This window comes from Microvirga sp. GCM10011540 (assembly GCF_042650665.1).
GTDB classification, from domain to species: domain Bacteria; phylum Pseudomonadota; class Alphaproteobacteria; order Rhizobiales; family Beijerinckiaceae; genus Microvirga; species Microvirga lenta.
The window spans coordinates 36,049-47,751 of the sequence record NZ_JBHSBQ010000144.1; the positions used below are offsets into that span (position 1 = coordinate 36,049).

At 67.0% G+C, this 11,703-nt stretch carries 12 protein-coding genes; 10 read left to right on the plus strand and 2 right to left on the minus strand.

Features of this window, described 5'->3' with window-relative positions:
* Nucleotides 1-451 precede the first annotated feature (451 nt).
* Nucleotides 452-2,116 carry an electron transfer flavoprotein-ubiquinone oxidoreductase gene (locus tag ACFOYU_RS25360; RefSeq protein WP_377035682.1) on the minus strand — a complete coding sequence of 555 codons (1,665 nt, stop codon included), beginning with the start codon at nt 2,114-2,116 and terminating at the stop codon, nt 452-454.
* A 200-nt stretch (nt 2,117-2,316) separates the two neighbouring features.
* Between ACFOYU_RS25360 and ACFOYU_RS25365 the strand changes: the two genes are divergently transcribed.
* The 7 genes from ACFOYU_RS25365 to moaB all read left to right on the plus strand — a co-directional run bounded on the left by ACFOYU_RS25365 (nt 2,317) and on the right by moaB (nt 7,552).
* Nucleotides 2,317-2,655 carry a hypothetical protein gene (locus ACFOYU_RS25365; protein WP_226739526.1) on the plus strand — a complete coding sequence of 113 codons (339 nt, stop codon included), beginning with the start codon at nt 2,317-2,319 and terminating at the stop codon, nt 2,653-2,655.
* Nucleotides 2,597-3,730, plus strand: a complete 1,134-nt coding sequence (locus ACFOYU_RS25370) for a transglycosylase domain-containing protein (protein WP_377035683.1) — start codon at nt 2,597-2,599, stop codon at nt 3,728-3,730. The genes ACFOYU_RS25365 and ACFOYU_RS25370 overlap by 59 nt, the downstream gene beginning before the upstream one ends.
* An 80-nt stretch (nt 3,731-3,810) precedes the next feature.
* Nucleotides 3,811-4,377: a methylated-DNA--[protein]-cysteine S-methyltransferase gene (locus ACFOYU_RS25375; RefSeq protein ID WP_377035684.1), complete on the plus strand. Its 567-nt coding sequence runs from the start codon at nt 3,811-3,813 to the stop codon at nt 4,375-4,377.
* A 68-nt stretch (nt 4,378-4,445) separates the two neighbouring features.
* The gene (locus ACFOYU_RS25380; RefSeq protein WP_226739533.1) at nt 4,446-5,273 is read left to right on the plus strand and encodes a uracil-DNA glycosylase; all 828 of its coding nucleotides are present in this window, start codon (nt 4,446-4,448) and stop codon (nt 5,271-5,273) included.
* Nucleotides 5,274-5,360: 87 nt separating this feature from the next.
* The gene (locus tag ACFOYU_RS25385) at nt 5,361-6,224 is read left to right on the plus strand and encodes a neutral zinc metallopeptidase (protein ID WP_377035685.1); all 864 of its coding nucleotides are present in this window, start codon (nt 5,361-5,363) and stop codon (nt 6,222-6,224) included.
* A gap of 99 nt (nt 6,225-6,323) precedes the next feature.
* Nucleotides 6,324-6,905 carry a hypothetical protein gene (locus ACFOYU_RS25390; protein WP_377035686.1) on the plus strand — a complete coding sequence of 194 codons (582 nt, stop codon included), beginning with the start codon at nt 6,324-6,326 and terminating at the stop codon, nt 6,903-6,905.
* Nucleotides 6,906-6,997: 92 nt separating this feature from the next.
* Nucleotides 6,998-7,552, plus strand: a complete 555-nt coding sequence (gene moaB / locus ACFOYU_RS25395; protein WP_377035687.1) for a molybdenum cofactor biosynthesis protein B — start codon at nt 6,998-7,000, stop codon at nt 7,550-7,552.
* A gap of 3 nt (nt 7,553-7,555) precedes the next feature.
* Here the strand turns inward: moaB and ACFOYU_RS25400 are convergent, their stop codons facing one another.
* Nucleotides 7,556-8,059, minus strand: coding sequence for a hypothetical protein (locus tag ACFOYU_RS25400; protein ID WP_377035688.1), 504 nt, complete (start codon nt 8,057-8,059; stop codon nt 7,556-7,558).
* Nucleotides 8,060-8,270: 211 nt separating this feature from the next.
* Between ACFOYU_RS25400 and ACFOYU_RS25405 the strand changes: the two genes are divergently transcribed.
* The 3 genes from ACFOYU_RS25405 to ACFOYU_RS25415 all read left to right on the plus strand — a co-directional run bounded on the left by ACFOYU_RS25405 (nt 8,271) and on the right by ACFOYU_RS25415 (nt 11,679).
* Nucleotides 8,271-9,356: a PA0069 family radical SAM protein gene (locus ACFOYU_RS25405; protein WP_377035763.1), complete on the plus strand. Its 1,086-nt coding sequence runs from the start codon at nt 8,271-8,273 to the stop codon at nt 9,354-9,356.
* A 328-nt stretch (nt 9,357-9,684) separates the two neighbouring features.
* A complete protein-coding gene (locus tag ACFOYU_RS25410; RefSeq protein WP_377035689.1) occupies nt 9,685-10,326 on the plus strand; it encodes a ribonuclease HII in 642 nt (213 codons plus the stop codon).
* A 159-nt stretch (nt 10,327-10,485) separates the two neighbouring features.
* Complete coding sequence (locus ACFOYU_RS25415; RefSeq protein ID WP_377035690.1) at nt 10,486-11,679, plus strand: site-specific DNA-methyltransferase; 1,194 nt, start codon at nt 10,486-10,488, stop codon at nt 11,677-11,679.
* The last annotated feature ends 24 nt before the right edge of the window (nt 11,680-11,703 follow it).

Here is an 11,703-nt window from a genome sequence, read left to right on the forward strand (position 1 = left end):
TTCGTCGGCTGGATGGCGGCTTGGAGGCACGGATTGCGGGCCTGATCGAAGCTCGCGGAGAGCGCCCCGTGGCTCTCTTCCCCCTTATGGGGAGGAGTTGGAGGTGGGGGGTGTGAGCGATAGCCTATGAGGGTCCGGCGCCCACACCCCCACCCTGGCCCTCCCCACAAGGGGGAGGGAAATGGCGGCGCGCGATCACAACCACATCGACGACGGCCTCTCACACGAATCTACGGTGCGACCTCTCTCCCACCGGTCTCGGCCTCGGTTCAAAGCTCATGCGGATGGCGCCGCCCGGCTCTCCTCCCCCTTGTGGGGAGGAGGTGGAGGTGGGGGTGTGGGCGCCATCCTGGTTCCAGTCCTGCGCCGGCACCCCCACCCTGACCCTCCCCCAAGGGGGAGGGAATGAGGTCGCGCTAGGGCCGGAGCCAAGCCCCTTACATCAAGCCCCTCACATATTGATGTAGTTCGGTCCGCCGCCGCCTTCGGGGGTGACCCAGTTGATGTTCTGGTTCGGGTCCTTGATGTCGCACGTCTTGCAGTGGACGCAGTTCTGCGCGTTGATCTGGAAGCGCGCTCCCCCCTCGCCCTCGACCCATTCGTAGACCCCGGCCGGGCAGTAGCGCTGCGAGGGGCCGCCATAGACGTCGTGCTCGGACGCCTTCTGCAGGCCCATGTCCCTGACCTTGAGATGGACCGGCTGGTCCTCCTCGTGGTTGGTGTTCGACAGGAACACCGAGGAGAGCTTGTCGAAGGTCAGCACCCCGTCGGGCTTGTCGTACCTGATCGGCTTCACCTGATCGAGCGGCAGCAGGCATTCGTGATCGGGCTTGCCGTGGCTCATGGTGCCGAAGGGCGACCAGCCGAACAGCTCCGTCAGCCACATGTCGAGGCCGCCCAGCGCCACGCCCGCCGTCGTGCCGTATTTCGACCAGAGCGGCTTCACGTTGCGCACGCGCTTGAGGTCATAGCCGATGGGCGAGGAGCGCCAGGCCTCCTCGTAGGACGCGACCTCGTCGTGGGAGCGGCCCGCCTGCAGCGCCTCGAGGAGGTGATCGGCGCAGAGCATGCCGGACAGGATCGCGTTGTGGCTGCCCTTGATGCGCGGCACGTTCACGAAACCGGCGGAATCGCCCACGAGGCAGCCGCCCGGGAAGGACAGGCGCGGCACCGATTGCCAGCCGCCCTCCATGATGGCGCGGGCGCCGTAGCCGATGCGCTTGGCGCCCTCGAACACGTCGCGCACCATCGGATGGGTCTTGAAGCGCTGGAACTCTTCGAAGGGCGAGAGAGTCGGGTTCTTGTAGTTGAGGTGCACCACGAAGCCGACGGAGACCAGATTGTCGTCGAAGTGGTAGAGCCAGGAGCCGCCGCCCGCGTTGTTCGGCAGGGGCCAGCCCATGGAATGGCGCACGAGGCCGGGCTGGAACTTGTCGGGCTGAACCTGCCAGAGCTCCTTGATGCCGATGCCGTATTTCTGGTGGTCGCGGCCCTGGTTGAGGCCGTAGCGCTCGACCATCTGCTTCGTCAGGTTGCCGCGCGCGCCTTCCGCGAAGACCGTGTACCTGGCGCGCAGTTCCATGCCGCGGGTGAAGTTGGCGTTGGGCTCGCCGTTCCGGCCGATGCCCATGTCGCCGGTGGCGATGCCCACCACCTTGCCGTCCTCCACCAGCACCTCGGCGGCCGGGAAGCCCGGATAGATCTCGACGCCCAGCTCCTCCGCCTTGCGGCCGAGATAGCGGGCCACGTTGCCCAGCGAGCCGACGAAGTTGCCGTGGTTGTTCATGAGCTTTGGCATGAACACGTTGGGCAGCCTCACGCCGCCCGCATGGCCCAGATACATGAACTCGTCCGCCGTCACTGCGGTCTTGAGGGGACGGTCCGGATCGCTGCGCCATTCCGGCAGGAGGCTGTCGAGGCCGATGGGATCGACCACCGCGCCGGAGAGGATGTGGGCGCCGACCTCCGAGCCCTTCTCCACCACCACGACGGAGATGTCCGCTCCTTTCTCGGCCGCCTGCTGCTTGAGCCGGATGGCGGTGCTGAGGCCCGCAGGACCGGCTCCGACGACGACGACGTCGAAATCCATCGATTCACGGGCGGGCAGATCGGCCATAGCGGTTCTCCTGGTACGCGGCTTTCACGCTTGAGCGAATAGATGGTTTACATATGAACGACCTATTCGAATTCTCAAGTTATTCTAACGCAGGCACCTTCCTAACTTCATTGGTGCGCGGCCGAAAGCTCTCTTTCGGCATAACATTATGCCGAACTTTCCACTTGTTCCCAAATTTGGGAACATCTATGGTGCTCCCCATGCTTGTGATCGGCGTTCCGAGACTTGAAGCCTATTGGACCCTTCATCCCGAGGCGGAGCCCTCCTTGAGGGCTCTTCATGCTCTGCTGTCCGCGGCCTCGTGGGGCAGCGCGGCCGAGTTGGTGCTGCATTGGGCGGCCATAGCCCGTGAGGACAAGGGATGCATCAGGCTCGCCCTCGTCGACGACGGGTGCGAGGTCCTGGTTCAGATCAACTTCGCCCTCGGAATCGCCCAGATCCAAGCCGTGAATGCCCTTGCGCCCCATGGAGCGACGAGCGATGACCGTCAGCGTAAAACCGATCAGATCCCCGGCGGATTACGAGCAAGCCCTGCGTGAGATCGAAACCCTCATGGCTGCCCAACCGGGCTCCCCCGAGGAGGACCGACTGGAAGTCCTGGCCGCCCTCGTGGCCGCCTATGAGGCGAAGCAGGGTGTGGCGGCCTCGGCCGATCCGATCAGCGTGCTGCAGTTCGCCCTTCGCGCGCAGGGCAAGGGGCAGAAGGATGTTGCCGCCACCCTCGGGTCGCGCTCCCGCGCTTCGGAGGTCCTGAGCCGGAAGCGGCATCTGTCGGCCGACATGGTCGAGAAGCTGTCCCGGGCCTTCGCCATTCCCGCCCATCTTCTGGCCGTACCCTATGAGGTTGCCACGGGGCGCCTGCGCCGGATCATCGGCGGCGGCGCGGTCGCGACGGTCGTCGTTCTGGGCCTCATGGGCGCCGGGACCGGTCTTCTCTTCTGGCACTACGGCCAGGATCTGCCGGAGGTCGCATCGCTCGCCACCTATCAACCGCCCAGCCTGGTGAGGAGAGATGACAAAGGGCGCCTCCTGGAGCACCGCAGCTTCGTCCCCCTGACGGAGATCCCGCCTCATGTGGTGAAAGCCTTTCTGGTGGCCGAGGATCAGGATTTCTACGACCATGGCGGTGTGAGCACGCGGGCGATCCTGCGCGCCTCCCTGCAGAACATCGCCAGTCTCGGGATCAATCCCGCAGGTGGCAGCACGATCAGCCAGCAGGTCGCCAAGAACGTGCTGCTGCCGGGCCAGCCGCGCTCCCTCGAGCGCAAGATCAAGGAAGTCATCCTGGCCCGCAGGATCGAGGCGAACCTGACCAAGGACCGGATCCTCGAGATCTATCTCAATCAGATCTATTTCGGCGGCAGCGCCTATGGCATCGCCGCGGCATCGCAGGCCTATTTCGGCAAGGCACCGCACGACCTCACCCTTGCCGAAGCTGCCTACCTGGCTGCCCTGCCGAAGGCTCCCAACCATTACCGCCTCGACATGGCCGAGAACCGGGATCGAGCGAAGGACCGGAGGGATTGGGTTCTGGCCCGCATGGCGGACGATGGCCTGATCACGCCCACGGCCGCACATTTGGCTGCAGGCGAACCCCTGGTGATCTCGAACTGAGCGTGACGATCCGGGCGGTCCCTGTCCGGGAGCGAAAGCCCCCGAGTTGCCGCCCCGTCTCGGGATGTCTACAATGAGACATGCAGGATCATCCGTCCGATCGAGAGGCGTCCTATACGCTGTTCGACACGCCCATCGGGGTCTGTGGGCTCGCCTGGAACGAGCGCGGAATCGCGGGCTTCCAGCTTCCCGAGGAGGAAGCATCCGGGATGCGCAGCCGCCTCGCCAAGCGCTTCCCCGGGATCCGCGAAACGCCGCCGCCACCAGATATCCGGGCCGTCATCGACGACGTGGCGGCTCTGCTCGGGGGCGAGGCGCGCGATCTGTCCGCCGTGCCGCTGGACATGGACGGCGTGCCGGAATTCGACCGTCGCGTTTACGAGATCGCCCGCAGCATTCCGCCGGGCCGCGTGCTGACCTATGGCGAGATTGCCTCCCGGCTCCGCATCGACAACGCGCGAGCGATCGGCCAGGCGCTGGGGCGCAATCCTTTCGCCGTCATCGTGCCTTGCCACCGGGTCGTGGCGGCAGGCGGCAAGCTTGGGGGGTTCTCGGCCAATGGGGGTGCCACGACCAAGCGCCGCCTTCTCGCCATCGAAGGCGCCAGACGGGACGAGAGTCCGACCCTTTTCGACCTGATTTCGTGAAGGCAGACCGGTCGGGTCCTGTGCGGGCCCGAGTTGTCCGTGCCCCTCGGAATGCTTACATACGATTCATGCAGGACGCCCCTTCCGACCGCGACGCTCTTCAGGCGCTCCTCGACTTCCATGTCGAGGCGGGGGTGGACCTTGCCCTGGACGAGACGCCGCACAACCGCTTTGCCGAAGCCGCAGCGCCGCCAGCCCCCGCCAGGGCGCCGGAACAGCCCCGTGAAGCCCCCCGCCCCGCCGCGCCCCCTCCCCGCGCCCTGCCCAAGATGGCGGCGGCTGCGCCGGAGGACGTGGCGACCATGGCGCGCGAGCTGGCGCGCGACGCCCAGTCCCTCGAGGAACTCGAAGCCCTCCTGCGGGAGTTCGACGGCTGCGCCCTGAAGTTCAGCGCCAAGAACCTCGCCTTCGCGGACGGCAACCCGAAGGGGCGCGTGATGCTGGTGGGCGAAGCGCCCGGCGCCGACGAGGACCGGATCGGAAAGCCCTTCATGGGCCGATCCGGCCAGCTCCTCGACAGGATGCTCGCGGCCATCGGCCTCGACCGCAGCAACGTCTACGTGGCCAACATCGTGCCGTGGCGACCGCCGGGCAACCGCACGCCCACGCCGCAGGAAATCGCGATCTGCAAGCCGTTCATCGCCCGCCAGATCGAGCTCGCGGGCCCCGAGATCCTGCTCTGCCTCGGCGGCCCGGCGGCCCAGAACCTGCTCAACGTGAAGGACGGCATCCTGCGCACCCGCGGCCGCTGGTTCACATACAAGACCGAGGCCGGGCGCGAGCTCCGCGCGATGCCGACCCTGCATCCGGCCTATCTCCTGCGCCAGCCCCTGCAGAAGCGCCTCGGCTGGCGGGACTTCACTTCCCTGCGCCGCGCCCTCGACGGCCGCGAATAGGCCAAGCTTCTCCTTCTCCCCGGAACCGGGCCAAAGGATCCGCTTTAAGACTGTGCGGCGCAGGATGCCGCTCGTTGCAGGTGGATCATGCGCTGGGAAGATTTTCGAACCTCGTCCAATGTGGAAGACCGTCGCGGCATGGGAATCGGCGGCGCCGGCGGCCTCGGGATGGGGACGATCGTGATCCTCGGCCTGATCGGCTGGGCCTTCGGCATCGACCCGCGCCTTCTCATCGGCGGGGCCGAGATGCTCGCGGGCGGCGGCTCCGGCTACGAGCAGCAGCAGGGCCGCCAGGGCGCCCCCGACGACGAGATGGGCCGCTTCGCCGCCGCGATCCTCGGCAATACGGAGGATGTGTTGACGACCGTGCTGCCGCAGCAGGTCAACCGCCAGTACAATCCGCCCAAGCTCGTGCTGTTTTCCGGCGCGACCCGCTCCGGCTGCGGCGGCGCGCAATCGGCCATGGGTCCGTTCTACTGTCCGCTCGACCAGACCATCTACATCGATCTCTCCTTCTTCCAGGAAATGCAGCAGCGCTTCCGCGCCGGCGGCGATTTCGCCTATGCCTACGTGCTCGCCCACGAGGTCGGCCATCATGTCGAGAACGAGCTCGGCATCCTGCCCCGCGTGCAGGAGCGCCAGCGCCAGGTCGGGCAGACGGAGGCCAACCAGCTCTCGGTGCGCGTCGAGCTGATGGCGGACTGCCTCGCGGGCGTCTGGGCGCACCATTCCAACCAACGCTGGCAATCCCTCCAGGAGGGCGACATCGAGGAGGCGATCCGGGCCGCCGAGGCCATCGGCGACGACCGCCTGCAGAAGCAGAGCCAAGGCCGGGTCGTGCCCGACAGCTTCACCCACGGCTCCTCGGCCCAGCGCATGCGCTGGCTCACCACGGGCCTGAAGAGCGGACAGGTCCAGGCCTGCGACACGTTCCGGGCGACGCGGCTCTAATCGTCCCTGCCCCACGCCCAGGCCCCGGAATTTGGCCATACCACCCATCGGCAGCCTTGAGCTATGTTGAAGGCCTCGAGCCTGCACGGAGGCAAGGCGATGGCTGGAAAGGCGTTCAACGGCGGCAGGCGTTTCTGGAGGCTGGCGCCCTGGGCGATCTCGGCGCTCCTTCTGCTGCTGCCCCTGGTGGCGATGCAGTTCACCGACGAGGTGGCCTGGGACGAGACCGACTTCGCCGTCTTCGGCGCCATGCTGTTCGGCGCTTGCGGCACCTACGAACTGGCCGCCCGGATGACGGGAAGCGTTGCCTACCGGGCCGCCGTCGGCGTCGCGGTCGCGGCGGCCTTCGTCCTCATCTGGATCAATCTCGCGGTCGGCATCATCGGATCCGAGGACAACCCGGCCAACCTGATGTATGGCGGCGTGCTCGCCGCCGGGATCGTCGGCGCCCTCGTCGTCCGCTTCCAGCCCCGTGGCATGGCGCTCGCGCTGGCCGCGACGGCACTGGCTCAGGTGCTGGTCGGCGTGATCGCCCTGACCGCGGGGCTTGGCTCCACCGGAGAGAACTGGCCAAGGGTCGTCCTGGTCCTGACCGGATTCTTCGCCGCGCTCTGGCTCCTGTCGGCCTGGCTGTTCCGGAAAGCGGCGCGGGAGCCGGCCTCCACAGGCGCGGCATCCTAGACGAGTCCCGGCCATGACGGGGTGAGAAGCCCGTTCTGGAACCCGCTCCCGTGCCGCGCTAGATGAAGGCAGGATCCACCAGAGCGCTCCCCATGCCCGGCATCGACCAGAATCTCGATTTCGTTCCCCTCTCCATCGCGGTTCTGACTGTTTCCGACACCCGTTCCCTGGAGGACGACAGGTCCGGCAACACCCTGGCCGAGCGCCTGACGAAAGCGGGCCACCGGCTCGGCGACCGGGCCATCGTGACGGACGACATCGAGGCCATCCGCGCCAAGGTGAAGGGCTGGATCGCGGATCCCGCCATCGACGTGATCGTCACCACCGGCGGGACGGGCTTCACCGGCCGCGACGTGACGCCGGAGGCCGTCGAGCCCCTGTTCGAAAAGCGCATGGAGGGCTTCTCGGCGGTGTTCCACCGCATCTCGTACGACAAGATCGGCACCTCGACGATCCAGTCCCGCGCCACGGCGGGGCTTGCGGGCACTACTTTCATCTTCGTGCTGCCGGGCTCTCCCGGCGCCTGCAAGGACGCCTGGGACGGCATCCTGGAAGCGCAGCTCGACTACCGGCACCGGCCCTGCAACTTCGTGGAGATCATGCCGCGCCTCGACGAGCACCTGAAGCGCGGCAAGCTCAAGGCCTGAGCCTCAGCCGAGGGCCGGGTCGCGCTCGATCATGGCCGCGAGGCGCACGGGCCTTCCCGCCTTGGCGCCTTCCATCAGGACCCGGCGATGCACCAGGTCGCCGGCGCGGATCGTCGACCCTCCGGCTAGGCCGCGCACCGCATCGACGATGCCGCTGAACGGGCCGGACTGCCGATGCCGCAGGCGGGCGACGCCGCGCTCGGGCCTGCTCACGCTGACGAAGCGGTCGAGGACCCGGATCCAGCCCTCCTGCGGAATGTCGCCGTCGTCGAGACACAGGAGCCATTCCCGCCGCGCGGCTTCGGCCCCGCGCCGCCATGTCCCGTCCTTCGTCGTGACCAGGGTCGCTCCGGCCGCATCGGCCACGTGAGCGATGGCCTCGTCCGGCTCTCGGGCCAGGATGACGGCATCGCCGACGAGCCCCGCCGCAACGGCAGGCACGAGGGAACTCAAGGTCGCGGCCAGGGCCTCGGGCCCGTGACCGACACGGATAAGAACGCTGATCATGCGGTCACCATAGTGGCTTCCGCAGCGTCCGTCGCCATCAAGCCGTCTTGATTTCGTTCCATTTTTGTTCTTTGTTCATCATCCGTTCTCAAGCTTGGATTCGTTCGAGGCTCCCATGACTGTCCGTGCCAAGGATACCGCCCGCGATCCTGTCCGCTCCCGGCCCGTGAACCGCAGTCCCATCGAGGCGGCCGAGGCGGCGCGCCGCCGCATGGACGACCCGGCCTACCGCGTCGAAGCCGACCTGCGCCGGGGCCGGGGCGCCGTGTCGAACCCGACCGGCCGCTACGAGCCCGCACAGCGCGAGACGTTCGACGACGGCTGGGATCTGGAGGAGGCGCTTCCTCCCCTGCCGACCGAGGTCATCGTCGAGAAGCCGCGCACAGTCATCACGAAGAACGATTCGCCCGATATCGGCTACGACCGCTCCATCAATCCCTATCGCGGCTGTGAGCACGGCTGCTCCTATTGCTTCGCCCGCCCGACCCACGCCTATCAGGGCCTGTCGTCGGGCCTCGACTTCGAGACCAAGATCTTCGCCAAGCCCAGCGCCCCTGAGCTGCTGGAGAAGGAGCTGCGCACCCCGAACTACCAGCCGGGCACCATTGCCATCGGCTCCAACACGGACCCCTATCAGCCGGTCGAGCGGCGCTTTCGCATCATGCGCGGCATCCTGGAGGTGCTGAACCGGGCCAATCACCCGGTCGGCATTGTGACGAAATCGGCCCTTGTCACCCGCGACATCGACATTCTCGCCCAAATGGCGGACCGGCAGCTCGCCAAGGTCGCCATTTCCATCACCACCCTCGATCCGGCGCTTGCCCGGAAGATGGAGCCCCGCGCCGCCTCCCCGGCCAAGCGGCTGGAGACCGTGCGCAAGCTGACGGAGGCCGGCATCCCGGTCTGCGTGCTCGTGGCGCCGGTCATCCCGGCGATCAACGACCACGAGATCGAGGCGATCCTCAAGGCAGCCTCCGCTGCGGGCGCCATCGAGGCGGGCTACGTGCTGCTGCGCCTGCCGCACGACCTGAAGGAGCTCGTGCGCGACTGGCTCGCGGAGCACTACCCGGACAAGCTCAACCACGTGTTCTCGCTGCTGCAGGAGGCGCGCGGCGGCAAGGACTACGATTCCAACTGGGGTGTGCGCCAGACGGGCGTCGGCCCCTATGCCTGGATGATCGGCCGCCGCTTCGAGACGGCGGCGGAGAGGCTCGGCCTGAACAAGCGCTCGCTGAAGCTGCGCACGGACCTGTTCCGGCCGCCGGTGAAGGAGACGGGGCAGTTAAGTCTGTTTTGATTAGCGCAACGCTGCCTCTCCTCCCACGGACCTCGGGCTTGCCCGAGATCCGCATCCTCTTGCGCAAGTCGGGAACACCCGACTTGCGGTGGGGAGGAGGTGGAGGTGGGGGTGTGGGCGCCACACCTTCATAGGCTATCGCTCACACCCCCACCCTGGCCCTCCCCACAATGAGGAGGGAATGAGGTCGCGCTCTTCTGGTCTCAGTCCGCGTGTCCCCCGGAAGAACGCGCGTCTCGCCTAACCGACGGGCCAGTCCACGCCTGCGTCACCGACGTTTCCCCCGAGGGGGTGGAAAACGGATCGCATCCCCGCTTTCATCCCGCCCATGACGGCACCGATTCGCCCCTCCTCCCGACCGAACCTCGGCCTCGAGCACGAGATGGCTGCGCGCGCCGCGGGCTTTACCTGCATCGCGGGTCTCGACGAGGTCGGGCGCGGGCCGCTCGCGGGTCCGGTGGTCTCGGCCGCCGTGGTGCTCGATCTCGATGCGGTGCCCCAGGGACTGGCCGATTCGAAGGCGCTGACGGCGGCGAAGCGCGAGGCGCTGTTCGCCGAGATCCTCGCCACGTCGCAGGTGGGAATCGCATCGGTCTCGCACGCGGAGATCGACAGCATCAACATCCGCCAGGCCTCGCTGCTGGCCATGTGCCGCGCGCTCGCCGCGCTGCCCTGCAAGCCCGACATGGCGTTCGTCGACGGCAACGATCCGCCGGATCTTCCCTGCTCCGTCGAGGCGGTGGTGAAGGGCGATTCGCGAATCGCTTCCATCGCGGCGGCCTCCATCGTCGCGAAAGTGGTGCGCGACCGCCTGATGGCGCGGCTCGGAACCGCTTATCCCGCCTATGGTTTCGCCTCGAACGCGGGCTACAGCACGAAGGCGCACCTCACCGTGCTGGCGAGCGAGGGTCCCTGCCCCTTCCATCGCCTAAGTTTTGCGCCCCTGAGGCAAGGGTTACTCGACCTGTAACCTCCCTTAACGGCCGTTAACCGGAAAACGTCAATCTTTTCAACGGGTAGGCAAGAATTGCCGACCCAAAACAGCACGCATTTTTTTCCACTTGGAAACTTCATCTTTACCCTAACGGACCATGATCCTGAGTGTCAGTTGCGTAACCGGTGATCACCTATGGGTACCTCGCGTACCGGGGCCGCCGGCGCCACCTCCCGGATCCATGTCTCGCGTACCGGGCGGTCTGCGTCGGCGCCTCGGACGGGGCGCAAAGCCCCCCTGTCCGTCCTCCCGTCACTTCCTCTCAACGAGATCCTTCTCGGAGATTGCATCGCCAATCTCGAGAAGCTTCCCGCCGAGAGCGTGGACGTGGTCTTTGCCGACCCGCCCTACAACCTCCAGCTCGAACAGGCGCTGACGCGCCCGGACCAGAGCCTCGTCGACGCGGTCGACGACGACTGGGACAAGTTCGCGAGCTTCGCCGACTACGACGCGTTCACCCGCGCCTGGCTTCTCGCCGTGCGCCGCGTGATGAAGAAGAACGCGACGCTGTGGGTCATCGGCTCCTATCACAACATCTTCCGCGTCGGCGCCACGCTGCAGGACCTGAACTTCTGGGTTCTCAACGACATCGTCTGGCGCAAGGCGAACCCGATGCCGAACTTTCGGGGCCGCCGCTTCACCAATGCGCACGAGACCATGATCTGGGCCTCGAAGAGCGCGGAGGCGAAGAACTACACCTTCCATTACGAGGCGCTCAAGGCCGCGAACGAAGACGTTCAGATGCGCTCGGACTGGTTCATCCCCATCTGCACGGGCGAGGAGCGCCTGAAGGACGGGGACGGACGCAAGGTCCACCCGACCCAGAAGCCCGAGGCGCTGCTGGCGCGCGTGCTGCTGTCGTCCTCCAATCCCGGCGACGTGGTGCTCGATCCCTTCTTCGGCTCCGGCACCACCGGCGCGGTGGCGAAGAGGCTCGGACGCCACTTCATCGGCCTGGAGCGCGACTCGACCTACGCCGAGGCGGCGCGGGCCCGCATCGATGCGGTCGTGCCCCTGTCCGACGCAGCGATCGCGGCCCCGCCCGAGAAGCGCGCCGAGGTGCGCGTGCCCTTCCTGTCGCTGATCGAGGGCGGATACGTGAAGGCGGGCGAGACCCTCGTCGACGAGCGCCGCCGCTACCAGGCGACGATCCGCGCCGACGGCAGCCTGGCGCTCGGGGCCATCATCGGCTCGATCCACAAGATCGGCGCGCTCACCCAGGGCCTGCCCGCCTGCAACGGCTGGACCTTCTGGCACGTGGAGCGCAACGGCAAGCTCGTCTGCATCGACGAGTTCCGCGCGAAGGTGCGGGCGACGTTGACCGTGTGAGCCTTTTGCCTATTTGGTTGACGG